General features: G+C 55.3%; 19 protein-coding genes and 1 tRNA gene. 12 read left to right on the top strand and 8 right to left on the bottom strand.

Annotated features, from left to right (window positions below; genetic code table 11):
• The 4 genes from IKB43_09995 to IKB43_09980 all read left to right on the top strand — a co-directional run.
• Positions 1-1,062: pyridoxal phosphate-dependent aminotransferase (locus IKB43_09995; GenBank protein MBR2470455.1), on the top strand; the 1,062-nt coding region annotated here is incomplete at its 5' end.
• A gap of 66 nt (positions 1,063-1,128) precedes the next feature.
• Positions 1,129-1,365: an XRE family transcriptional regulator gene (locus tag IKB43_09990; GenBank protein ID MBR2470454.1), complete on the top strand. Its 237-nt coding sequence runs from the start codon at positions 1,129-1,131 to the stop codon at positions 1,363-1,365.
• A 44-nt stretch (positions 1,366-1,409) separates the two neighbouring features.
• Positions 1,410-2,738, top strand: a complete 1,329-nt coding sequence (locus IKB43_09985; GenBank protein MBR2470453.1) for a TldD/PmbA family protein — start codon at positions 1,410-1,412, stop codon at positions 2,736-2,738.
• A 118-nt stretch (positions 2,739-2,856) separates the two neighbouring features.
• Positions 2,857-3,594 (top strand): SDR family oxidoreductase, encoded by a 738-nt coding sequence (locus IKB43_09980; protein ID MBR2470452.1) that lies wholly within the window; start codon positions 2,857-2,859, stop codon positions 3,592-3,594.
• A 176-nt stretch (positions 3,595-3,770) separates the two neighbouring features.
• Here the strand turns inward: IKB43_09980 and leuB are convergent, their stop codons facing one another.
• A complete protein-coding gene (gene leuB / locus IKB43_09975) occupies positions 3,771-4,862 on the bottom strand; it encodes a 3-isopropylmalate dehydrogenase (protein ID MBR2470451.1) in 1,092 nt (363 codons plus the stop codon).
• Positions 4,863-5,110: 248 nt separating this feature from the next.
• A complete protein-coding gene (locus IKB43_09970; GenBank protein MBR2470450.1) occupies positions 5,111-6,004 on the bottom strand; it encodes a tyrosine recombinase in 894 nt (297 codons plus the stop codon).
• Between the two features lie 309 nt (positions 6,005-6,313).
• On the opposite strand from IKB43_09970, the gene IKB43_09965 reads away from it, so the two are divergent.
• Both IKB43_09965 and IKB43_09960 read left to right on the top strand, forming a co-directional pair.
• A tRNA-Lys gene (locus IKB43_09965) sits at positions 6,314-6,386 on the top strand.
• A gap of 216 nt (positions 6,387-6,602) precedes the next feature.
• Positions 6,603-7,526, top strand: a complete 924-nt coding sequence (locus tag IKB43_09960; GenBank protein ID MBR2470449.1) for an NTP transferase domain-containing protein — start codon at positions 6,603-6,605, stop codon at positions 7,524-7,526.
• 143 nt (positions 7,527-7,669) lie between these two features.
• Here the strand turns inward: IKB43_09960 and glgB are convergent, their stop codons facing one another.
• Positions 7,670-9,886, bottom strand: coding sequence for a 1,4-alpha-glucan branching protein GlgB (gene glgB / locus IKB43_09955; GenBank protein MBR2470448.1), 2,217 nt, complete (start codon positions 9,884-9,886; stop codon positions 7,670-7,672).
• A gap of 181 nt (positions 9,887-10,067) precedes the next feature.
• Here glgB and IKB43_09950 point away from each other — a divergent pair, with 181 nt between their 5' ends.
• Entirely contained in the window at positions 10,068-10,502 is a 435-nt protein-coding gene (locus IKB43_09950) for an acyl-CoA thioesterase (GenBank protein ID MBR2470447.1), read from the top strand.
• A 486-nt stretch (positions 10,503-10,988) separates the two neighbouring features.
• On the opposite strand, the gene IKB43_09945 is transcribed toward IKB43_09950, so the two are convergent.
• The gene (locus IKB43_09945) at positions 10,989-11,258 is read right to left on the bottom strand and encodes a hypothetical protein (protein MBR2470446.1); all 270 of its coding nucleotides are present in this window, start codon (positions 11,256-11,258) and stop codon (positions 10,989-10,991) included.
• Positions 11,239-12,027 (bottom strand): PD-(D/E)XK nuclease family transposase, encoded by a 789-nt coding sequence (locus IKB43_09940; protein MBR2470445.1) that lies wholly within the window; start codon positions 12,025-12,027, stop codon positions 11,239-11,241. Before IKB43_09940 ends, IKB43_09945 begins: the two co-directional genes overlap by 20 nt.
• A gap of 373 nt (positions 12,028-12,400) precedes the next feature.
• Here IKB43_09940 and IKB43_09935 point away from each other — a divergent pair, with 373 nt between their 5' ends.
• Positions 12,401-13,543 carry a DUF3300 domain-containing protein gene (locus IKB43_09935; GenBank protein ID MBR2470444.1) on the top strand — a complete coding sequence of 381 codons (1,143 nt, stop codon included), beginning with the start codon at positions 12,401-12,403 and terminating at the stop codon, positions 13,541-13,543.
• Between the two features lie 138 nt (positions 13,544-13,681).
• Positions 13,682-16,087, top strand: a complete 2,406-nt coding sequence (locus IKB43_09930) for an RNA-binding transcriptional accessory protein (protein ID MBR2470443.1) — start codon at positions 13,682-13,684, stop codon at positions 16,085-16,087.
• A 369-nt stretch (positions 16,088-16,456) separates the two neighbouring features.
• On the opposite strand, the gene IKB43_09925 is transcribed toward IKB43_09930, so the two are convergent.
• Entirely contained in the window at positions 16,457-17,119 is a 663-nt protein-coding gene (locus tag IKB43_09925) for a hypothetical protein (GenBank protein ID MBR2470442.1), read from the bottom strand.
• A gap of 327 nt (positions 17,120-17,446) precedes the next feature.
• Between IKB43_09925 and IKB43_09920 the strand changes: the two genes are divergently transcribed.
• A complete protein-coding gene (locus tag IKB43_09920; protein MBR2470441.1) occupies positions 17,447-19,084 on the top strand; it encodes a fumarate hydratase in 1,638 nt (545 codons plus the stop codon).
• Positions 19,085-19,343: 259 nt separating this feature from the next.
• On the opposite strand, the gene IKB43_09915 is transcribed toward IKB43_09920, so the two are convergent.
• The gene (locus tag IKB43_09915) at positions 19,344-21,506 is read right to left on the bottom strand and encodes a glycoside hydrolase family 9 protein (GenBank protein ID MBR2470440.1); all 2,163 of its coding nucleotides are present in this window, start codon (positions 21,504-21,506) and stop codon (positions 19,344-19,346) included.
• Between the two features lie 124 nt (positions 21,507-21,630).
• On the opposite strand from IKB43_09915, the gene IKB43_09910 reads away from it, so the two are divergent.
• Both IKB43_09910 and IKB43_09905 read left to right on the top strand, forming a co-directional pair.
• Positions 21,631-22,218, top strand: a complete 588-nt coding sequence (locus IKB43_09910; protein ID MBR2470439.1) for a hypothetical protein — start codon at positions 21,631-21,633, stop codon at positions 22,216-22,218.
• A gap of 23 nt (positions 22,219-22,241) precedes the next feature.
• Positions 22,242-23,546, top strand: a complete 1,305-nt coding sequence (locus tag IKB43_09905; protein ID MBR2470438.1) for a PAS domain S-box protein — start codon at positions 22,242-22,244, stop codon at positions 23,544-23,546.
• Here the strand turns inward: IKB43_09905 and IKB43_09900 are convergent.
• Positions 23,533-24,087, bottom strand: a complete 555-nt coding sequence (locus IKB43_09900) for a pseudouridine synthase (GenBank protein MBR2470437.1) — start codon at positions 24,085-24,087, stop codon at positions 23,533-23,535. The two genes, IKB43_09905 and IKB43_09900, sit on opposite strands and share 14 nt — an antisense overlap.
• Positions 24,088-24,105: the final 18 nt, after the last annotated feature.

The raw sequence follows: 24,105 nt of genomic DNA, 5'->3' as shown, positions 1-24,105 counted from the left end.
GATGCCGTGAAGCAGGAGTTCAACCTGTGGGATGTGAATCCGGCGGGAACGCTCAAGGCCCGAGAGGCGGTGGCGGAGTACTACCGCAGCCGTGGCGGGAATTTCACGCCCGGGCAGATTATTTTGACGGCTAGCACCAGCGAAGCCTACTCCATACTTTTCAAGGCCTTCTGCAATCCCGGCGACGCCATATTGACGCCGGTCCCGGGCTACCCCCTGCTGGACACGTTGGCGGAACTGGAAAACCTGGAGTGCTATCCGTATTTCTTGAAGTTGAGACGGGAGAAAGCGGGAAAGGAACGGTGTGGCGATTTCCGTTTTGTGCTGGACACCGACAGCCTTTTAAGCGCCCCGGCCAATGCGAAAATCTTGCTGCTGGTCTGCCCCCACAACCCCACGGGGCATTCCGTGTCCCGCACCGAATGGAACGAGGTGGTTCGCTTTTGCGAAGAGCGGAACCTGGTCCTGGTGGTGGACGAAGTTTTCGGGGACTATCGTTTTTCTGAAAATGTGCGACGGTCATGGGAGTATGTTTCTTGTCATCCTGAGCGGAGCGCAGCGAAGTCGAAGGATCCAGCTCCGCCGAAATGTCCCATCGTCTGGCTTAACGGCCTCAGCAAGATTTGCGGGAGCCCCCAGGTGAAGCTGGGCTGGATGGCGGTCTATGCTCCCGAAGCCATGCGGGAATCTATCCACGAGACTCTGGAATATGTGGCGGATGCCTACCTGAGCGTTTCTGCACCGGCACAGGCATTGGCGGCCCCCATGCTGAAACAGTCTGCTGCCTACGGGGCTCAAATCAGCGAACGCCTACGGCAAAACCTTGCGGCCTTGCGGGAAAAGTTCCCCTCCAAATACTGCCCTGAAATTCTTGGCGGCTGGTATGCGGTTATCCGCCTGGGTGGCGACGATGAAGAACTCACCCTTCGCCTGCTCAAGGAAAAGCACGTGCTGGTGCAGCCGGGATTCTTCTTCGATTTTGACGAAGACGGCTGGATTGTGATTAGCCTGCTGCAGGAACCGTCCGTTTTTGCGGAAGGACTCAAGCGGATTTGTTCTTGACGTTTATTTCTGGTCACGCCATTTTTTATATTGATTCCTAGAAAAGATTTCTGAGGCTAAGAGAATATGGGCTCAAGACATGGCGTTCCCACTCCGGGTCAGGCGATTATCGAGGGCATGGAATGGCTCAAGATGGACAAGGCGGAATTTGCCCGCCGTCTTGGCGTTTCGGAAGACCTTCTGGAAAAATTGATTGCGGGGGAGGCGCCCATTACGGCGGAATTGGCTTCTTCTTTGGAGTCGGTGACCGGGAGCCCCGCCGCCTACTGGAAAATGCTGGCAAGGAAAGCTTCTAATCCGTAGGACGAACTATCATCTATAACTATTAACTAGTAACTTTCAAAACTATGACTCTCGAAGACGCCATTTCTTACATCAACGACAAGGCCAAGGGCCAGGCGGAACAGTTCGACGTGCTTGCCTCCAGGTCCCATTCCGAAGGCCTTTCCCTTTTCCAGGGGCAGGTCCAGAATACGGAAATTTCCGATTCCGTAGGTGTGGGAATCCGCGTCATCAAGAATGGTCGTCCGGGCTACGCCCATACGGAGCGCCTTACGGCAGACGCCCTGGAGCAGACCCTGAAAGACGCCCTTTGCCATACCCAATGGACCGATGAAATCAACGTGGATTTACCTGGACCGGGCGCCTTGCCGCAGCCAGACGAGGACTACAATCCGGCCCTGGAAAAAATCGGCCTGTCCGAAATGAAGGATGTCTGCATCGATTTGGAAAAGGCGACCTTCGCCAAGTCCAAGGAAATCGAGAACATCCCTTACCTAGGGGCGGACCTTTCCAACAGCGAAGACTACGTGGCAAACAGCAAGGGCGTTTTTTACAGGACCCGCTCCAATTCCGTTTCAGTCGGGGTAGGGGCGGTTGCATGTCGTGACGGCGTCAAGAAGTTGGGCAGTTTTACCAAGTCCACCCGCAACTGGAACGAAATCGACGTAGACGGAATCGCCACCCGTGCGGCGGGATACTCTACGGAACTGTTCGGCGCAAAGAAGATCGAGGGCGGCAAGATTCCCGTGGTCCTGTCGGAGCGGATTTCTGGCCGGTTCATGCGGATGTACAGTCAGCCCTACCTGGCAGATTCCATGCAGAAAGGCCTTTCCAGGCTTTCGGGCAAGGAAGGCTCGAAGATTGCGTCGGGTTGCCTCTCCCTTTGGAGCGTAGGTTCCGGAGACCTGTTCAGCCATCATTTCCCCTACGATTCCGAAGGCGTGCCTACCCAGCTGGTGAAGGTCATCGACGGGGGCGTTTTTGGCCAGGGCCTCTACAATCTGGAAACCGCCGCCAAGGCGGGCTGCAAGTCCACCGGAAACGGCGTTCGCGACCTGGGCACAAAGATGTCCACGTCCTTCTACAACATGTACGTTCCCTGTGGCGAAAAATCTACGGAAGAACTGCTGAAACTTTTCCCCAGCTGCCTGCTGGTGGCTCGGCTGGAAGGAAATTCCGGCTGCAATTCGGTGAGCGGGGAACTGAGCATTGGTGCCCACGGTTTCTGGTGCGAAAACGGCCTGATTGTCCACCCCGTAGATAGCGTGACCCTGAGCGGGAACTATTTCGACATCATCCAAGAAGTGGTGGCCTGCGGAAACGCCTACTACGACGACTTTTCCAGCACCAAGGTGCCTGCGCTGGCCGTACAGTCCCTGTCGGTAAGCTGCTAGACCGACCCTCTTTACACCCGTAAACACTTTTTCCCTGCAAAAACTTGTTCCCGGGGCTTGAAAAAGTGTATCTTGTTTAAGTAACCGATTCGCGGCCCTGTGCCGCAAAGGATAAAACATGATTGACGTAAAGGGAAAATGGTGCCTGATTACCGGCGGTTGCCGCGGGGTCGGTCGCCTGACTGCCATCGAGATGGCGAAATTGGGTGCAAATATCATCTTGCAGGGTCGCGACAAGGCCCATGCCGAACCGGTGCTGGCCGAAATCAAGAAACTCGGCGTGGAAGGTCGTGCCGTGGGCTGCAACCTGGAAAACGAGGCCGAAATCGACGCCGCCCTTGCTGAAATCGACAGCTGGGGTGTGCAGGTGGACCTGGTGTTCAACAACGCGGGTCTCATGAGCCACTACTTTACCGACTACCTTACCAACACCATGGACGATTTCCACCATGCCATGGCGGTGAACTTCTTTGCGCCCATCAAGATTGCCTATCACTTTTTGCCGGGCATGATCAAGCGTGGTTTTGGCCGCATGCAGCTTACCACCAGCGGTATCGCCAACGAGCCGGAACTGATGGGTTACGCCTGTGCCAAGGCCGCCCTTACCAAGTTCGTGAAGGATTTTGCCTGCAAGCTCAACGGCACCGACGTGATGATGAACGTGATGGACCCGGGTTGGCTCCGCACGGACCTTGGCGGCCCCAACGCCCCCAACGCTCCCGAAAGCGTGATTCCCGGCTCCATGGTCTCCGTGATGCTCGACGACAAGAAGAGCGGCCGCTGGTTCAGCGCCCAGGAATTTACGGGCATGACCCTCGCCGACGCTGTCGAAAAGGGCAAGACCGTCGAAGCATAAGTTTCTTCTACAGATTCTCCTTGAAGAAAGAAGGCTTCCCGATACCGGGACGCCTTTTCTGTACGCTTGTGCGGTGCCTGCATTAAGCCAAAGCGGCAATCCGTGAGCCATAAGCGGCTCGTCTTAACGAGCCGTGTTGGCGAGAGCTTTGGCGTACCGGAGATGTAGCTCCAGCATTAAGCCAAAGCGGCAATTATAGCGTCGCCCATTCCAACTGTACCGACCTTGGTGCAGCCTTCCTGGTAGATGTCGCCAGTGCGGAAGCCCTGGGCGATGACCTTTTCGCAAGCCGCTTCGATAGCCTTGGCTGCTTCTTCTTCCTTGAAGGTGTAGCGAAGCATCAAAGCCACGGAGAGGATCTGGGCCAGCGGGTTTGCGATACCCTTGCCTGCGATATCCGGAGCGGAACCACCGGCCGGTTCGTACAGACCGAAGGAACCTTCGGCGATAGAAGCGGACGGGAGGAGGCCCATGGAACCGGTGAGCATAGCGCATTCGTCGGTAAGGATGTCGCCGAAGAGGTTCGGGCAGAGGAGCACGTCGAATTCACGCGGGCGCTTCAGGAGCTGCATGGCAGCGTTGTCCACGTAGAGGTGTTCGAGAGTCAGTTCCGGGTAGTCCTTGATGACTTCGTTCACGACTTCGCGCCAGAGCACGCTCGTGGTGAGCACGTTGGCCTTGTCGATGGAGGCAACCTTCTTGTTGCGGAGCATAGCGGCGTCGAAAGCGAAGCGAGCAATGCGTTCGACTTCGTAGCGGCTGTACTTCATGGTGTCAAAGCCGATTTCTTCCTTGGAACCCGGAACGCCTTCGCGGCCCTTCGGCTGGCCAAAGTAAACGTCACCCGTCAGTTCGCGGACGGTGAGGATGTTGAAACCGTCACCGACGATGTCAGCGCGGAGCGGGCAAGCGCCTGCGAGTTCCTTATAGACACGGGCCGGGCGGAGGTTGCAGAAAAGCTTGAAGTGCTTACGGAGCGGCAGCAGTGCGCCGCGTTCCGGCTGCAGGTTCGGGGGGAGGTGTTCCCACTTCGGGCCACCCACGGAACCGAAAAGAATACAGTCAGAAGCTTCGCCCAGCTTGAGGGTGCTTTCTGGAAGCGGAGAACCGCTTTCGTCATAGGCGGCACCACCCACGTTTGCCCATTCGGCGTTCACGTCGAAGCCGAACTTCTTGGAAACCACGTCCAGCACGCGGACAGCTTCTTTCATCACTTCGGGGCCTATACCGTCGCCCGGAAGCACTGCAATCTTGTAATTCTTGCTCATTGTTAATCCTTGTTGAATTTGAACGCGGGTAAATGTAGCAAAATATCCCCAAAGGGGAAAGCCTTCCGCACCACCTAAAGGTGGCCATGTACACTAAGCGCTAAAGCGCTAAGTGTCCAAAGGTCGCTCCAGCCTTGCCCCTCTGTCATCCTGGATTCTATCGCTACGCTCCAGAATGACAGCAGCGATAGGGTCCAGGGCAAGTCTTCCGCTACCCCTTCTCCTAGGGGACACCCCTAATACCCCGCTTACTTCCCGCTCATTTCTCTCGGGTGGAACTGCCTATGTTCTTGCTTGATGAATTCCTTGTCGATATGCGTATAAATTTGCGTGGTGCTGATGTCGGCGTGGCCTAGCAGTTCTTGCAAAACGCGCAGGTCCATACCCGCTTCCAGGCAGTGGGTGGCAAAGCTGTGGCGGAAGGTGTGGGGCGACACCTGCTTGGTCAGGTGGGCCGTGTGCTGTTGCACAATTTTCCAGGCTCCCATGCGACTCATGGGCTTGCCGTTTTTGTTTAGGATTATGTTGTCTGTAGTCGGGTGGGTGAGGGGTCGGCCATCTTCGATCCACGCCCTCAAATTTTCTTTTGCTTTGCTGCCCAGGGGAATCAGGCGCTGCTTGTTGCCCTTACCGATAGGCGTGAGCCACTCGTTGTCCAGGTCCAGCTGCGAAAGCTTGATGCCCAGGGCTTCCGAAATACGGAGTCCTGCACTGTACATGAGCTCGAAGAGGGCGGTATCCCTCAGCGGGTTCTTGCCGTTGGCAGCACTTTCGAAAACGCTGTCCACTTCTTCGCGGGTAAGGTATTCCGGCAGGTAGTGTCCGAGTTTCGGACGCTCCAGCATGGATTCCGTGCTGAAGTTGTACTCGCCCTGGTTCTGCATGTACTTGAGGAACCCCCGCAGGCTAGAAAAATGCCTCGCTACGGAGGTGGGGGAGTATTCCGCGCGGCTTGCGGTAAGAGTCAGGAATTCGTCCAGTTTCTGGGGGGTGAGTTCTTTCAGGTCGATGCCGTCCTCGTCTAGCCAGGCGATAAAATGCCGCAGGTCTTCCTGGTAGCTCTGGATGGTCTTGGGCGAAAGGTTCCGTTCCACTCCCAAGAAGGCCAGGTAGGCGTCCATGCGGTTCGTGTTGAGGCTCATGGAGGGGAATATAGCTAATAGAGGCTAGGATTTAGGATCTAGGGGATAGGGATTATCGTGTAAAAAGAGATGAGGTAGAGTGTTGTGAGTAGTGAGTTTTGAGTCGTGAGTAACGTTTGACTACTGATTTTCAACATGGCTTGCTTCTTCTATGACTGAGAACTCATAGCTGAAAACCGATGACTGACAACGCTTTCCCTATTACCGCATGCCGTATCGCTTTGGAAAAAATTTTTTTGAAAAAATGCTTTTTCAGCCCTTGACAGCGGCACCGCCCTTTTCTATAATTGACCCCGTCCAAGCGACAATGGATGATTAGCTCAGTTGGTAGAGCAGCTGACTCTTAATCAGCGGGTCGCAGGTTCGACCCCTGCATCATCCACGAAATGCCGAAATTCGCAAGATTTCGGCATTTTTTTTGTATTTGAGGCGGACTTATTCCACAAAATCGACCTTCCAGGTGAATTGATGTGCGCTTAATCGCATTTCCTTGCGAAATGGCTTTGGGGTGAGGTCTATTTCTCCTTTTTTATGTATATTTTTCTTATATGCACCTTTGCCGCTGACCGCGGCAAAGTTTTTGTGTCAAGGATTTTTTATGAAGATTGTACTGCCGGTTGCCGGTAGCGGAGTGAGGCTCCGTCCATATACCGAAGACCGCCCCAAGTGTTTGCTGCCCGTCGCGGGCAAGACGATTATAGACTGGATTGTAGAGGACTCCCTCCCGCTGGAGCCCTCCGAGACAATTTTTATTACGGGCTACAAGGCCGACCAGATGGACGCCTTCCTCAAGGATAGGGAATGCTGGGGCAAGACCCGCACCGTCCGTCAGGAGAACCCCCAGGGGCTGGGAGAGGCTATTTCCCTGGCGCTGCCTTTCGTGAACGACGACGAGCCCATGCTGATTATCTTGGGCGACACGCTGTTCGAGGCGGATCTGTCTATTTTGAAGAACGAGACGGAAAACGTGCTGTACACCTTCAAGGTGAAGGACCCCTCCCGCTTTGGCGTGGCCGTGACCGACGGAACCGGCTCTATCCAGAAACTGGTGGAAAAGCCTCAGGAGTTCGTCTCCGACGAGGCCATTGTGGGCATTTACTTTATCAAGGACGTGAAGGTCCTGAAGGAATCCCTGAAGTACCTGATGGACAACGACGTCCGTACCAAGGACGAGTTCCAGCTGACCGACGCCCTGGAGATGATGCTCCAGAAGGGCTGCAAGTTCCATACAGCTCCGGTCAAGAAGTGGTTGGACTGCGGCCTGATTGAAACCTTGCTCGCTACTAACGCCGACGTTTTGAACCGGAACGACAACTCCAAGGAAGCGTCTTTCCCGGGAACCACAATCGAAGGTCCTTGCCATATCGGAAAAGACGTGGTTATCGAGAACTGCAAGATCGGGCCCAACGTGGCCGTAGGCGATGGCTGCGTGCTGAAGAACTGCTCCATCAAGAACGCCATCCTGTGGGATCGCGTCCAGGTGAAGTACGGCTCCATCCAGGATACCATACTCCATAGATAAAGACGGGCTGCCCCCGGCGAACGAAGGGGTGGAGAGCAACGAAGTGCGAACCAGGGGAAAGCTTTCCCCTTTTTATTTCAGGTTTTTGAATTCGGATTTCAGAGTTGTATTCTAAAAAACAATTTCGAACTCCGAACTCCGAATTACCTCTCCAGCAGGAAGAACACCGCGGCCAGGGGCGGGAGCTTGATGTTGAGGCTCCACTGCCTGTTCTGCCACGGGATGTCCTGGGTCCAGACTTCGCCCAGGTTACCCACGTTGGAGCCGCCGAACATGTCGGCGTCGGTGTTGAAGATTTCTTTCCAGGCGCCGCGGGTGGGTGCGCCCAGGCGGTAGTCGTTGCGGACCACCGGCGTGAAGTTGAACACGCAGAGAATCTGGTTCCCGTGGTCGTCCTTGCGGACAAAGGAAACGATGGAGTTGTCGGCGTCGTCGCACCAGATCCATTCGAATCCGGTGTGGTAGTGGTCGATTTCCCAGAAGGGCGAGTTTTCCTTGTACAGGTGGTTCAGCACCTTCACCATCTGCAGCAGTTTTCCGTGGCTATCCCAGGTAATCAGGTGCCAGTCCAGGGACTGCTTCTCGTTCCATTCCCGGAACTGCCCGAACTCGTTGCCCATGAAGTTCAGCACCTTGCCCGGGTGGGCGTACTGGAAGGCGTAGGTGAGGCGGAGGTTTGCAAATTTCTGCCAGTTGTCGCCGGGCATCTTGCCAAGCATGGAGCCCTTGCCGTGGACCACCTCGTCGTGGCTGAACACCTGGATGAAGTTTTCGCTGTAGGCGTACACCATGCTGAAGGTCAGCTGGTTGTGGTGGTACTTGCGGTGGATGGGCTCGTGCTGGATGTAACTCAGGAAGTCGTTCATCCAGCCCATGTTCCACTTGTAGTGGAAGCCTAAGCCCCCCTGCTCCGGCGGACGGGTGATGCTGGGGAAGCTGGTGGATTCTTCGGCAATGAGGATGGCATGAGGCGTGAGGCGGCCCATGATGCTGTTCAGGTGTTTCAGGAACTCGATGGTGTCGTAGTTGATGTTGCCGCCGTCCTTGTTGGGCACCCATTCGCCCGGGCCCTTGCCGTAGTCCAGGTAGAGCATGGATGCCACGGCATCTACGCGGAGACCGTCGCAGTGGAATTCCTTGAGCCAGTACATGGCGTTTGCAATGAGGAAGTTCTTGACTTCGTTGCGGCCCAGGTTGAAGATGTAGGTGCCCCAGTGGGGGTGTTCGCCTTGGCGCGGGTCGGCATGCTCGTAGCAGGCGGTGCCGTCAAAGCGGCCAAGGGCGTGGGCGTCTTTGGGGAAGTGTGCCGGAACCCAGTCGAGAATCACGCCGATTTCGTTCTGGTGGCACAGGTCCACAAAGTGGCGGAACTGGTCGGGCGTGCCGTAGCGGCTGGTGGGGGAGTAGTAGCCCGTCACCTGGTAGCCCCAGGATTCGTCCAGCGGGTGTTCCGCCAGCGGCAAGAATTCCACGTGGGTGTAGCCCATCTCTTTGAGGTAGGGGATGAGGCGTTCGGAAAGTTCGTCCCAGTTGAGGAAGCGGTCGGGGTTCGCCGGGTCGCGCCTCCAGGAGCCGGCATGCACCTCGTAGATGTTCATGGGGCTTCCGAAGACCTTGGTGGCCCAGTGGGTCTTCATGTAGAGTTCGTCGCCCCATTCGTAGCCGTCCAGGTGGGTGGTGATGGAGGCGGTGGCCGGACGCACTTCGGAGAGTTTTGCCAGCGGGTCCACCTTCACGTGGAGGTTGCCGTCGGCGCCGTGGATTTCGAAACGGTATAGTTCGTTTTCGCCGATGTTCGGGATGAAAATTTCCCAGATGCCGGAGCTGCCCAGCATGCGCATCTGGTGGCGGCGTCCGTCCCAACTATTGAAACTGCCGACGACAGAAACGGCGCGGGCGTTGGGGGCCCAGACGGCGAACTGCACTCCCTTGAAGCCCTGGTGTTCCACCAGGTTCGCGCCCAGCTTGCGGTAGAGTTCGTAGTGGGTGCCGGTAGAAATCAGGTGCCGGTCGAATTCGGAGAGCACGGGCTGGAAGGCGTAGGGGTCGGTGAGGGTGTATTCGATGCCGCCCTCCTGCTTGATAATCAGGTTGTAGAAGAAGGGCTCGAATTCCATGTCCAGGATGGCTTCGTAAAAACCGGTGTCGCCCAGTTTCACGAAGTCGAATTCCACCTCGCCGTCGCAGGACTCGCCCCGCACAAAGGACGCCTGGGGCTGGTAGGTGCGGATGACTGTCTTGATGCCCTTGTCGGTTTCCAGCGGGTGGATGCCCAGCACCGAGAAGGGGTCACTGCAGTAAAAATCCCAAATGGGCAGCATCTGGTCGCGGGTCAGCGTGGTAAAATCGTTCCAATCCATAAAAACTCCTTTTATTCGTTGTAAATATAACATTAACGGGAAAAACAGGTATAAATGTGTCGGGCCGTGTGGCGTCATTCCGAACTAAACGAGTAATCCGGTGAGGGTTCTTTTTAACTCTGAACCCGAAACCCCGTGCCCCGAACCTTTATTATCTTTACAACCAAAAAACGGAGGCGTTATGGCCATTGCGATGGAAGAGACGGTGAACCCCATGCAGTTTACCCAGGTGTTCAAGGTGACGCCGGAGATGATTGACGACAACCACCATTTCAACAACGTGTGGTCCGTGCAGTGGATCCAGGACATCGCCATCGCCCACTCCGAATCGGTAGGCGGCACCGCCCTCATGAGAAGCCTTGGCGCCGGCTGGATGATCCACGTGCAGCACATCGAATACAAGAACCAGGCGTTCCTGGGCGACGAAATCAAGGGCACCACCTGGGTGGCGGCTTACGGCAAGGTGGCCACCATTCGAAAGTGCAAGTTCGAGCGGGTGTCCGACGGCAAGGTGATTTTCGAATCCGAGACCCAGTGGGTGCTGGTGGACCTGAACCGCGGCCGCCCTATGGCCATTTCCGACGAGATGAAGAAGTTGTATGTAGAAGGGGCATAGGGGGAAGCCTCCCCCCTCGCTCCAGCCTCATGTCATCCCCGACTTGGTCGGGGATCTCCTTGAGTCTTTGCCTACCCCCTCTCCTAGGGGCTCCGCCCCTAAAACCCCGTAAGGCGAGCGTAAAACCAATCGTGCTTGCATGAAATGGTTTTACCGAGCCGCAAGGGTTTCTGTAAAACCCCGTAAGGCGAGCGCCACGCCAAGCGCACTTGTGCGAAATGGCGTGGTTGAGCCGCGTGGGTTTCTGTAAAACCCCGTAAGGCACACGTCAACGTCATGGCGGGCAGAGCCTGCCCTGAGCGCAGTCGAAGGGACCCGCCATCTAGAATAATCTGAGGCCCACAGGCCGAATAATCTGCTCCACCCCTCAAAAAAACTGCCCGTGCGGAGCTGGCGGTTGTGAGTCTGTAAATTCACTAGACTTCATTGCAAAAAGCGACTTCCATCCGGAGGTCGCTTTTTAAAATGGGGTTGAAATAGCCTTGGTTAGAGGGCTTTGATTTCTTCGATGGAAAGCCCCGAACGACGGGAAATGATTTCCAGGGAAACTCCGTCATCACGCAACCCTCGCGCCATTTCGCGGGCTTTTTCGGTCATCCCCTCGGCTTTTCCTTCGGCTCTTCCCGCTTCCTTGCTTTCGTGGAGATCATATTCGTAAGTCATGTATTTGTTCCTTATGAATGTATCGGTTTTGTAGAAGGCGACTTGGCTGTTGATGGTTTTCGGCTTGAGAATATTACTTTGCTGAAGCAGCACTGCGCTTGAGAATATCTTCTTTGGAAAAACCGGAAATAGTAGCGATTTTTTCAACGGGGATATCATTAGCGAGCATTGCGTCCACCATTTCCCACTTTCCCGCTTCTTTGCTTTCGTGGAGATCGTATTCGTAAGTCATGTATTTGTTCCTTATGAATGTGTCGGTCTTGTAGAAGGCGACTTGGCTGTTGATGTTTTGGGTTTCGTTGGAGTCCGCACGCCTGGTCGCAAAGTATTTCATGTACGCCCTGACGACCGAATCCTTAAACTGCTCGTACCTTGTAAATATATAAAAATTCTTATAAGAAAGATCCCCCAAAGTGATGTCGGGATTCTCTCGGGCTCGGTTCTCGAAGTGGTAAACGGGATATCCGTGGTTAAAAATGTCCATTGGGCACAGAAATATGACATGCTGTTCCCTGAGGCTGGTGTAGAAATCTCCCTTCGAGAGTGCAACGCCATCGCATACGCTCTGGTAATACCGTGCTCGTTGTGGGAGTTCCTTGGTGTCGACCATCTGCATCTCCAAGTCAAAAGAGCGAATCGTTTCTCCGTTTTCGTTTGTTTCCCGTGCGAATACATCGTAGCGGACGCCCTTGTGCTCCGCATCATAGCTCAGCACGGCTTCTGGGGTTGGGGTTTCGAGGTGGTCGATTTCGATGCCGAGCAGGTGCTCGATAAAGGGCTTGGCAATATGGGTGTTGCTGAATACGAGCCCGAACATAATCGGGTCCGTAATGTCCAGATCGTCAAAAGGCTTGATAGTCATTTGAGAACTCCTGTGAAAATTTTGTGGTTTGCAAACAGGAGCATGTGTGTAGAAACGCAGAACACCGGTCCACAAACCTGTTGATGACAGATTGGGAATCCCACAAAACGTGGGGGTGCTCTACGTTGATCGCCAGGGGCCGGCCTCCCCATAGGGTTCCTGTCCTCGAATCGCGGGCATGTCGCGCCTGCAAAGGGAGGACGGCGTCAAGCAGAGAGTTGAACTACCCGCCCGGAATTTATCGCTGTCAGCGGGACTGACTGCTATATGGGTAAATATATAAAAAAACGGCGTTAGGGGTTGTTGTGTGATGGAGGTTCAAGAAATAGAAACGAAATTTGTATATTTAACGAGAACAGCAAAGGAGGTTCCCGTGGACAGGTTGTTTTCAAGATTGCTGAATGTGATGGCCGCGCTGGTCCTTTGCCTTGGTGTTTCGGGCTTTGCCCAGGCCAACTACTCTACTTCGGAGCTGGATACCCTGGTGGCAAACATCGCCCTTTACCCTGACCCGCTGCTGGTGCAGGTGCTGGACGCTTCTACCTACGGAAATCAGATTGCCCCCGCCGCCCTGTGGGCGGAATCCCACAAGAACCTGAAGGGGGAGACCCTCGCCAATGCCATCGAGGAGGCGAACCTGCCCTATGACCCCAGCGTGCAGGCGCTTTTGCCGTTCCCGTCGGTGCTTTCCATGATGAGCAAGTACCGCACTTGGACTGACCAGCTGGGCGATGCCGTCACCAACCAGAAAGAAGACGTGATGGAGGCGGTGCAGCGCATGCGCCAGAAGGCCTACGACTACGGACACTTGAAGACAAATGAACAGGTGAAGGTGGAGACCGGCGACAACATCACCATCTACCCAGTGCAGAAGGAATACGTTTACGTGCCGGTCTATAACCCCCGCGTGGTCTATTACGTGCGTTATGACGGCTACACCCGTGTCTATTACGGTTCCGGCGTGTGGCTGGGCACCTGGTTCGGCGAGTGGGGTTGGGGTTCCTGCTGGATAGACTGGGGCCCCCGCGTCATCTACGTACGGGATACCCGCTGGTATGCCCATCGGCCGATTCCCCGGCACCCGAGGCGCTACCGTCCGCCCCACCACTTTAACAGCCCGCCTCCGAGAAGGCCCGCTCCGGCGCCCGCCAGCCGTGTGGCTCCCGCTCCTGCGGTACGGGTGGCACCGGCCCCCTCTGGAGCCAGAATGTCGACGGTTCCTGCTCCGGCTACACGCGTAGCTCCTGCACCTGCCACCCGTGTGATGACGGCGCCTGCTCCCCAGTCTTACCCTGCGGCTAGCCCTTCGGCCCCTGCGGCAAGGCGGCCAGCTCCGGGCCCGGGCGGTATTGAACCGGAAAGGCTCCCGACCCGTTACGTGGACAGTGACGACGATTCCAGACGCTACGACAACCGTCGTTACGATTCCAGGAACCAGGGCGGCTCCATCAGCCAGCCGGCTCCCAGGTCCCGCACCACCTCGGCCCCGAAACCGAGACCTTCTGGCCGCCATTAGAGCCTAAAAATTCCCTTTTTGAGGTGACCTTTTACTATATTCAACAGACCCGCGAGGGTGCCCTGCGGCAGACGCCGCCGGGTCGTTTAACTTAGGGCCTTTTCGGAAGACTAGGACCCTCCAATCGGAAAATGAATTATGGATTTTTCTGCCATTATTGCTGAAGAGCTGAAACTTGAAACTTGGCGCGTGGCCAAGGCCCTGGAACTCATGGACCAGGGGGGCACTATCCCCTTTATCGCCCGTTACCGCAAGGACCAGACGGGAACCCTGAACGAAATTGAACTCCGCGACATCAGCCACCGTCGCGACTACCTGCAGGAATTGACCGACCGCAAGGAGACAATCCTCAAGAGCATCGAGGAACAGGGCAAGCTTACCCCCGAACTGAAGGCCCAGATCGAGGCCTGCAAGGACAAGACCCTGTTGGAAGACATTTACGCCCCCTACAAGCCCAAGAAGCGTACCCGCGCCACCATCGCCAAGGAACTTGGCCTGGAACCGCTCGCCCGCCTGATGTGGGAACAGGAAGACACCAGCAATACCGCCGAAGAAATCGCCCGCATCTACCTCTCCGAAGAAAAGGGCCTGGCCGACCCGAAGGCCGCCCTCAAGGGTGCAGCCGACATCTTGGCCGAAGAAGTGGCCGACAATACTGAATTCCGCCAGTACCTCCGCGCCCAGATGGAAAAGAAGGGCGTCATGGTTAGCAAGGTCAAGAAGGATTTCGAAAAGCAGGAGACCAAGTTCAAGGACTACTACGACTTCAGCGAACCCGTTTCCAAGATTCCGAGCCACCGTATGCTGGCGCTCCGCCGCGGCGAAAAGGAAAAGGTGCTCCGCCTTTCTATCGAAGTGCCTACCGAGGAGTTGGTGGGCTACCTGAAGTCCCAGGTCATCAAGAAGGATTCCGTATGGAAGCCCTACCTGGAAGACATGTGCCAGGACGCCTGGGAACGCCTGTTGCAGCCCAGCATGGAAAGCGAAGTGCGCCTGCTTTTGAAGGACGCCGCCGAAGAGGAGGCCTTCAAGGTGTTCAGCAAGAACCTGCAAGACGTTTTGCTGGCCGCCCCCGCTGGCCACAAGGCGGTACTCGCCCTGGACCCTGGTTTCCGTACCGGTTGCAAGGTGGCTGTTCTGGACGAGAACGGCAAGTTCATGGACCATGGCGTGATTTACCCCCACGAACCCAAGAACGACAAGGCCGGCGCCTGCGTCTACCTGATGCAGCTTATCGACAAGTACAAGATTGACCTGATTGCCATCGGTAACGGTACCGCAAGCCGCGAGACCGACGCCTTCTGTGGCGAGATGGCCCTGAAGTTCAAGGGCAAGGTTCCGCCCCGCGTCATTGTGAGCGAGGCCGGTGCTTCTGTCTATAGCGCCAGCATGATTGCCATCCAGGAATTCCCGAAAGAGGACGTGACCACCCGTGGAGCCATTTCCATTGGTCGTCGTCTGCAGGACCCCCTGGCTGAACTGGTGAAGGTGGACCCCCAGTCCATTGGTGTGGGCCAGTACCAGCACGACGTGAACCAGCGCGAACTGAAGAAGCGCCTGGACGAAGTGGTGGAAAGCTGCGTGAACATGGTGGGCGTGGATGTGAACAGCGCTTCTGCTCCGCTCCTTTCCCACGTGGCAGGCCTGAGCAGCACCCTTTCCGAAGCCATAGTGAAGTATCGCGAAGAAAACGGTGCTTACGCCAGCCGCGAATCCCTGAAGAACGTGAAGGGCTTTGGCCCCAAGGCTTTTGAACAGGCCGCAGGTTTTATGCGTATCCCCGGCGCGGAAAACCCGCTGGACGATTCCGCCGTGCACCCCGAAAACTACGCCCTGGTGGAGAAGATGGCCGAAAAGGCCGGAGTCTCCGTGAAGGACATGGTGGGCAACGCCGAAGCGGTGAAGGCCATCAACCTGGAAGAGTTCCTCTCCGACGAGGTGGGCAAGGCTACCCTGGACGACATTCTGAAGGAACTCCAGAAGCCCAGCCGCGACCCCCGTAAGGAATTCCGTTACGCCAAGTTCGATGACCGCATCAAGACCATCAACGACCTGGTGACGGGAAGCTGGATGGAAGGCGTGGTGACCAATGTGGCGAACTTCGGTGCCTTCGTGGATATCGGTGTCCATCAGGACGGCCTGGTGCACGTGTCCGAAATCAGCGACAAGTTCATTGCCGACGCCAAGGAGGCCTTGACGGTGGGCGACATCGTGAAGGTCCGCGTGGTGGCCGTAGATGCAAACCAGAAGCGTATCAGCCTTTCCATGAAGCAGGAATCTACCGACGGTGTTGCCGGTGCGGGCGTGAGTGGCCCTCGCGGCCAGCGTGTCGGCGGACCAAAGGGCGGTTTCGGTGGCCGCGGCCGCGATAACCGCGGCGGACGCCCCCAGGGGGGCATCCAGGGCCACGCTACCATCGCTGACTTGAAGAACAAGATTGCCGGTAAGGAACGCCCGGGCCAGCAGCCGAAAAAGCCCGCCGCCCCCGTCCAGATCGGCAAGCTCAACTCCATGCTCAAGCAGATTATGAAAAAAGCGAAATAAGCCGAGTGTCGCAGGAGCAAGTGCCTGCGAGGGGCAGGGATGAGAAAACAGGGTTTTCGTCATCCCTGAACCGTAGCGGGCGGATGCCGAAGGCATCAAAGTAACTTGCTCCAGTGACCGAGGCGGGGAGCTTGCACTCCGTAGGAGTGCCAAGGCGAAGTAAGCCCGAAGTATCGGAGATGCCCGCATTCGCGGGCATGACAGCAAACAAAAAAAGCCCGACCTAAGGTCAGGCTTTTTAATCCTTAGATAAAACTAGAACTGTCGCTTCGGTGAGCAACAAAGCCCCAGTTATTAAACTGGGGCGGTTGCGAGAGCGAGTGAGATTCCGGAGGAACTTCGCTCAAAAAGACGAACGAGCGGTCAGTATCAGTCCCCGGTGAAGATAATCACCAGCACGGATGCCACGAAGGCGGCAGACACGATCAGGAATTCCCAGGGGTTTTCCATGATGGAGGACTTGGCAGAAGCGCTTGCTTCGGCGGGCTGAGCGGCGGCCTCGGCCTTGGCGGTTTCTTCGGCGGCCTTCTTGTCGGCTTCGGACTGGGCGAGGGCGGCGCTGTCAACCGGAGCTTCTTCGGTCTTGGCTTCCAGCACTTCGGCGGAGTCGGCCTTGGCGGTATCTGCGGCGGCTACGGCTTCAGCCGGAGCGGCGGCAGCGGAGTCGGCGGGAGCGGCTGCTTCAGCAGGCTGAGCGGCAGAATCAGCAGGGGCGGCAGCGGCTTCGGCGGGTGCGGCAGCGGGAGCAGGCTGAGCAGCAGAATCAGCAGGGGCTGCGGCAGGAGCGGCAGCGGCTTCAGCAGGAGCGGCAGCAGGAGCAGCTTCGGCAGCGGGTGCCGGTGCGGCTTCAGCAGGGGCAGCAGCTGCGGGAGCAGCGGCTTCAGCAGCCGGGGCAGGAGCAGCAGCCGGTGCTGCGGCTTCGGTCTTTGCGGGAGCGGCAGCGGGGGCTGCGGCGGCAGGCTTTGCGGCATCAGCTGCAAAGGCAACGGCAGAAGCCAGCATGGTTGCCAGCAACAGATTCTTAATCTTCATAGTAATCCTCTCTATGTTTAAACTTTAACGCTCTAAAAATAGCACTTCTTTGTCCGATTTGCTCACTTTTTTTCAAAAAAAATCATTTTGTCCGCTTTTTTTATCCTTTTGTCGCTTTTTTGCTGATTATTGCGGCCTAAAAAAGCCGAAAACGCTCCACTTGGGCATGGAAATTTTATCTTGTAATATATGAACTGTAAGCCAGGCGTTGCGGGCTGGCGATTGAAGCCCGCTAGAAAGGGTAGGTGGCAACAACGTGCCACCGAGGGGAAGGCTTTCCCCGTAACCGCTAACCCCTAGATCCTAACCCCTAACCCCTAAACTACTATGGCATTCAAATACGAAGCGACCGTGCAGCACGGCGAAGACAAGACTGAATACGTGAACCTCGGCAAGGACGGCATTTCTGTCGCCGAGTTCGAAGGCAAGAAGATTTTGAAGGTCGCCCCCGAGGCGCTGACCAAGATTGCCCAGGCGGCGTTCGAGGAAGTGAGTTTTCGGCTCCGCCCGGCCCACACCCAGAAGGTGGCAAAGATTTTGCAGGACCCGGAGGCATCGGACAACGACAAGTTCGTGGCCCTCACGCTTTTGAAGAACGCCTGCGTGGCCGCCAAGGGAATCCTCCCGTTCTGCCAGGACACCGGCACTGCCATCTGTATTTGCCACAAGGGCCAGCAGGTCTGGACCGGCGCCGACGACGCGAAGGCGATTTCTGAAGGTATTTACAACGCCTACACCGGCAAGAACCTGCGCTACAGCCAGATTGCCCCCCTCACCATGTACGAGGAGAAGAACACGGCCTGCAACTTGCCCGCCCAGATTGACATCCACGCCGAAGAGGGCGCGGACCTCAAGTTCCTGTTCGTCGCCAAGGGCGGCGGCTCTGCCAACAAGACTTACTACTGGCCCATGACCAAGGCGCTCCTCAACCCCAAGTCTCTTGAGAAGTTTATTTCGGACAAAGTAAAAACCCTCGGTACGGCGGCATGCCCCCCGTACCACCTGGCCATTGTGATTGGTGGAACTTCTGCCGAAATGAACACCCACACAGTGAAACTGGCCAGCTGCGGCTACCTGGACGACCTTCCGACTACGGGTTCCGAAGGCGGACGCATGTTCCGCGACGTGGAGATGGAAGAAAAGGTTCTGCACATCTGCCAGAAGACGGGCATTGGCGCCCAGTTCGGTGGCAAGTATTTTGTGCACGATGTGCGCGTGATCCGCTGCCCGCGCCATGCGGCAAGCTGCCCGGTCTCCATCGGTGTCTCTTGCTCTGCAGACCGCAACATCAAGGCGAAGATCGACGAGAACGGCCTCTGGCTCGAGAAGATGGAACACCATCCGGAACAGTACCTGCCCAAGGGCGATGCCGTGAACATGGCCCCGGCGGTAGAAATTGACCTTGACCGTCCCATGAAGGACGTGCTTGCCGAGCTTACCAAGTATCCGGTGAAGACCCGCCTGAACCTGAAGGGCACCATGATTGTGGCCCGCGACATGGCTCACGCGAAGATTGCCGAAATCTTCGACAAGCAGGAAAAGGGCGAGGCCCTTACCGATATCGAGAAGACCGTGCTCGAAGTGGTGAGCAACCACCCGATTTACTACGCCGGCCCTGCCAAGACTCCGGAAGGCATGCCCACCGGAAGCTTCGGACCCACGACCGCCGGCCGCATGGATCCCTACGTGATGCGCTTCCAGAGCAAGGGTGCTTCCATGATTATGGTGGCGAAGGGCAACCGCAGCCAGGACGTGACCGACGCTTGCCACAAATACGGCGGCTTCTATCTGGGCTCCATCGGCGGCCCGGCGGCTATCCTTGCCGAACAGAACATTTTGAGCAACGACATCGTGGCCTTCCCGGAACTGGGCATGGAAGCCATAAGGAAGATTACCATCAAGGATTTCCCGGCGTTCATCCTGGTGGATGACAAGGGCAACGATTTCTTTAAGGATCTTCTCTAAGGACGTTGCCCTTGCGCCAAGCGGATGCGGCTCGTCTTAACGAGCCGTAGTAGCGCGGAGTATTTGGCATCGTATGTTTTTTTAGCGGTAGCCAAATACGGAGTCTCATTAGGGCAACGATTTCTTTAAGGATCTTCTCTAAGGACTTGCTCTAATCCCGAATTGTCATCCTGAGGCCAGAGGCCGAAGGAACCTGGCCAAAAGAAAAATCCCGTCGGAATAACCGGCGGGATTTTTGTCATAACAAAACGCTTAAGTGTTACCTAATGGCGATAAGAATGCTCTTTGTGGCATTCCCGTTAGTGATGCGGGCGATGTAGTAGCCTTGAGGTAGTGCTTCAAGCGATACTTTTTGAGTCCCGCGGATGCTTACTTGTACTGTTTTTACCTTGTTGCCCTGCATGTTGAAAATGCAGATGTTGATGGGGGCTTCTTGCGGCGAGCTTATCAGAAGAGCATTGTGTATGGAAGTGACGTCGAAAGCAGAATGGCTTTTCGATGTCATTACGGGCTTCTTGATGGCGCTTGGAAATTTTTCGCCGATGTCCACGCCCTTTTCTTGAACGAAATGGGAAATCAAGCGGATGTAGTAGGTCTGGTAGCCGAGACTCGGTTCCGTGAGTTCCCAGGAGTCGATGGGCCAGCCACTGTTGATGTTGCTGTACATCTTTTCGTGGGGTTCCCCTACAGGGATAGAAATCGCATAGCAGAGGGCGTTGTTGCTTGCGCTTCCACAGCCTTTTGCCGTATGGTCGGCATCGTATTGCTTGCAGCAATCCGCCCAGGTGTAGCGGGAGTTGGCGCCTCCTACCAGGTATCCGGGCGCAGGATTTTCGTCATTAAACCAGCCATGGTAAAAGGCGGTGACGCTTTTTTCTGCCCCATAGATGCCCATGTTGGAAAGGTACACCATGCCGAAGGGGTTTACGCCGTGCAGGTAGTGCAGGTAGTCTTCGGCGGCATCGTGGTTCTCCATTTTTTCGTAGAGAAGTCCGCTCGATGCCTTGGCAGAGTTGGAACCCCAGTTGTAGTCCCGAATGTAGGCCCGGTAACCGTCCTTGCCTAATCCATCGACGATGTAGTTGCTAGCCTTGAATACCGACACGAAACGCTCTTGTACAAGACTCTTTGTTTCTGCGTTGGCGTCTTTATACCCCAGGTAAAGCAGGTAGAGTAGGTCGTGGGCGATGCGGTATTGGTCCAGGGCCCAGCTGCCGTACTGGCGCATTAGGGGTAGACTGTCGGTTGCGCCTTCGAAACGCTTTAGGTACTTGGGGTCTTCGGTCATTTCGTACATGGCAAAGTCTGCGGCTACTTTTACTACGAAGCGTGCTCCTGTTACATAGTTGGTGTCGATTTCTTGTTGGCCTGCAGCCAGGTCCTTGGTTCCATATTCGGCTTTGTTGTTGTAGAACATGGAATCCGGGTGAGCCTCTGCCCATTTGAATGCGCGTTGGGCGGCATCTTTCAGTGTGGCAGCATAGGTGGTATTCCCACGCTTGTCGGCAACGATTGAACCCAGGGCGAAAGCCTTGGCGGCGGAGTAGGCCGACATGGCGTTGGGCGCTCCGTAGTAGCTTCGCCCTTTTGCGGCCGAGGGCGGCGAGACGTGATCTTCGTCGACGACAGAGAGGACGGAACCGTCTGTATTCTGCATGCGGAGCAGGTGATCCATGCCCCACTTGACCTCGTCCAGGATATCGGGGATGCCGTTCCCGGATTCGGGGATGTTGTAGTCGTCGGTAAAGGCCCTTGGTTTTTCTAGATAGGCTCGCAAGAGCATCTCGATATAGTTGCCGTTCCAGATGGTGTACTTGTTGAAGTCGCCAGCATCGAACCAGCCTCCGCTTACATCTCGTTCGGTAGAGGCATTCGTGCTATCTGTAAACAGGCGGGCGTGCTTGTCCTGATCGTGGTTGATGGCATCTGCCCATTCCTTGCCTGCGTACTTGGCCTCTTTTGCCATGCCGACCCGCTGGTAGAACATCATGCGCATGGCGGCCTTCAAAATGTCGTTGTAAACGTCTTCCTTGATACGAAAATAGAAGGATTGCTTAAGGTTGTCTGACTTGTCCCGCACATAGTAGGTGCCGGGCGTAGTGACACTGGAAAAGTCGAACCACCAGATTTTGTCGCCCGAGGCCGTGTCGATGGCTCCTTCTTGAAAGGCGACGGGGGCGCCTGAAAATACCACCTTCGATGTAGCAGAATCTACCACTTCCATGGTGGATCCGGGGGTGTAGGAAAGGGAGGCGTCAAAGCCTTTTTCTGGGGACCGGAGCACGGCAACCTTCTTTGCCGAGGGGCGGTAACCGAACTGGTCCACCGTGATGAAAACATCTTGGGCAAAGGAAAAAGAAACCCCGGCCAGGATAAAGTAACGCCAAAAGCGACTAAAGTAGCTGTTTTTTGAAAAACCCATATACACCTCCATAAGGGAATATAAACAAAAATTCCCGATTTGCCCGTTGTGTATGAAAAATGAATTGTTTTTCTTTTGAGGAATGTTATTTTTAAGGTGTTGTTTTATATTAGAGAGGGTTCCCATGAAATCCGATGTTTGCGAGCTTTCCGTCAATGCCACCGACCTTAAAACCATACTAAAAGAAACGGCCAAGTCTGCCGCCTATAGGGAACTGGACAAGAAGGAAACCTACCGTCTTCGCCTGCTGGCCGAAGAGTTAGTGGAAATGCTTCCGGCACTGCTTCGTTTTTCAGAAGGCAAGTTCTGGGTAGAAAGCGAAGGTAAGAGTTTTGAACTTCATGTGACCTTGCGCCCGAACCAACTCCTGACCGCGGAACGCCGTGAAAAGTTGTTGGATGTTTCGACATCCAAGACCAATGCCGCTGCCGTAGGTATTATGGCCAAAATTCGCCTGGCTGCTGAGTTTATGTTGGTTGATTACGAAAGAAGCGCCAGTATGTCCGAAACTTTCTATATCCCGGGAACACCCTCGGTGGTCAGCCTTGCCGACCCTCTGTGGACCCTGAATGCTTACCGTGAAGGCGCTAAAAAGGCTAAGGGTGAAACTTGGGACGAACTGGAAAAGTCCATTGTGGCAAATCTGGCCGATGACGTGGTGGTGGCCCTGCAGGGTGGACTAGTAGACATCGTGGTAAAAAAGGCCTTTTAGCTTAAAGTGAGTCGGGTCTGGTTATGGAAGGAAAAATTCATTCACAAATTAGTGACATCATCGTCAAGGACATGATGGAAGGGGTGATTGCCGTCAATTGCGAAGGTGTCATCAGCTATGTGAACAACGCCACAGAGATGATTCTCAAAAAAACAAGGGACCAGCTAGAAGGCAAGTCCGTGGTGTCCGCCTTCTTTGAGTCTGAACTCAATGACGAGTTCAACCAGACCATTATGGATGCTATTTATGACAAGGATGGCGCTGTACATGAAGGCCTTGTTCCATACTGTGCCAATGGAAAAATCATCCAATTGCACATGATTGCCTCCATTCTTCGTGAAAATGGGAAGAAGGTTGGGGTCATTGTGGTGATTGGAGATGTGACGGAATTTGTAGAGCAGAGGGCTCGCGCCGCAGAACAGACCCAACGGTTGTTGGACTCCGTAGTCCGGACTCTTTCTCAGGCTATCGACGAACGATCTTCTTATACGGCAAACCATACCCGTAACATGGTCCAGATTGCTGAAAGTTTTTTGGACTGGTTGGACAAGACGGACCATCCTTGGAAATTTGAGGAATCTCGTCGCCGCAGTTTTCTCATGAGTGTCTGGCTTCACGATGTAGGTAAGCTTGCCGTGCCTCTAGAAATCATGGACAAAGAAAGTAAACTGGGCGCCCAGATGAAGGTAATCGAGGACCGGTTTGTCAAGATTTCCCTGCTGGATGAAATTGCCGTATACCGCGGAGAAATTACCGCCGAAGAAAAGGAAGCCCGCAAGAAGGATCGGGATGTTGCTTTGGACGAAATTCGTCGCATCAATCGTGCAGAGTTTGTTCCCGATGAAAAACTGGAACTTCTGAAAAAAATCATGGTGGAAAAGTACCGTGATGAAAGCGGCGAAGAAAAGCCTATTTTAACGGAAGAAGAAATTGAAAATCTTTCTATCCGAAAAGGAACGCTGAATGACAGGGAACGTGCCGTTATCCAGAGCCATGCGGTTGTGACCGGGAGAATCCTTGACCAAATTCAGTTCCCTAACGAATATTGTCACGTGCCGATATGGGCCTCTGAACATCATGAACTTTTAAGTGGACGGGGCTATCCGTACCATTTGAGCGGCGAGCAGATTCCAAAAGAAGTCCGCCTATTGACCATCTTGGATATTTTTGAAGCCCTGACGGCAAAGGACCGCCCTTACAAGAGGCCAATGCCTATAGAAAAGGCATTTTCCATTTTGGAAAGCATGGTGAAAGCGGGTGACTTGGACGGGGAAATCCTTGGACTTTTCAAGGAAAGTAAGGCCTGGGAAAAGGTTACCTTAGAATAGGAGTCGTGATTTTTCGCCACTGTCCGGGTTGTAAATCACCAAGGGCGATGTTTCCGATTTTTATACGGATTAATCGGAGCGTCGGAAACCCGACGTCGGCGGTCATATGCCGCACCTGACGGTTCTTGCCCTCGATAAGAGTCAGCTGCACCCAGCTGGTGGGTATGTTTGCCCGAAACCGCACCGGCGGGTTGCGAGGCCAGAGCCAGTCCGGCTCGGTGGCAATTTCGGCCTTGCAGGGCTTGGTACGGTATCCCTTGATGGTGACGCCCTTTTGTAGTTGCCCGATGGCCTCTTCGGTAATTTGCCCGTCGACCTGGGCTAGGTAGGTCCGGGGGTGTTCGAATTCCGGATCTAGAAGTTTCTTGATGAGTTTGCCGTTGTCCGTCAGGAGCAGGGCCCCTTCGCTGTCGTGGTCCAGCCTGCCAGCCGCATAAACACCGGCCGGGAATCCGAAGGTGTCCAGGGCGGGGTGGCCGGCCTCGGGAGTGAACTGGCTCAGCACTCCGTAGGGCTTGTTGAAAAGGATAACGGTGGACATTTGACAGAAATGTAGGTA

The sequence above is a fragment of the Fibrobacter sp. genome (assembly GCA_017503015.1).
Taxonomy (GTDB): Bacteria; Fibrobacterota; Fibrobacteria; order Fibrobacterales; family Fibrobacteraceae; genus Fibrobacter.
This window is presented reverse-complemented; position numbering and strand designations above follow the sequence as displayed.